This is a genomic window from Rhodopseudomonas sp. BR0C11 (genome assembly GCF_010820945.1).
GTDB lineage: Bacteria > Pseudomonadota > Alphaproteobacteria > Rhizobiales > Xanthobacteraceae > Rhodopseudomonas > Rhodopseudomonas palustris_H.
The window spans coordinates 1-390 of the sequence record NZ_QTKI01000879.1; the positions used below are offsets into that span (position 1 = coordinate 1).

Annotated in this window: 1 protein-coding gene; it reads right to left on the minus strand. The window is 69.2% G+C overall.

Going from position 1 to position 390, the window contains the following annotated elements; genetic code table 11:
• On the minus strand, positions 1–390 hold a 390-nt coding region (locus tag DYI24_RS27915), incomplete at both ends, for a glutamate--tRNA ligase family protein (protein WP_246701413.1).

Genomic DNA, 390 nt, shown 5'->3' on the forward strand with positions numbered 1-390 from the left:
GCAGGCCGGTGGACCCGGTGGATTTGGACAGCTTGCGGCCCTCCGCATCGCGCAGAAGCGCATGGTGCCGATACACCGGCGCCGGCAGGCCGAGCAGATGCTGCAGCAGCCGGTGCACCGAGGTGGACCAGAACAAATCGGCGCCGCGCACCACCTCGGTGATGCCTTGCAGCGCGTCGTCGATCACCACCGACAGGTGATAGCTGGTCGGCGTTTCCTTGCGCGCGATGATGACGTCGCCCCACGCCTCCGGCCGCGCCGCGATGGTGCCGGTTTCGCCGTCCGGTCCTTTGCCGAGTTCCTGCCAGCTCAGTTCGCCGGCCAGCGCAATCGCGGCCGCCATATCGAGCCGCAGCGCATACGGCACGCCCGCAGCGAACAGCCCGTCGC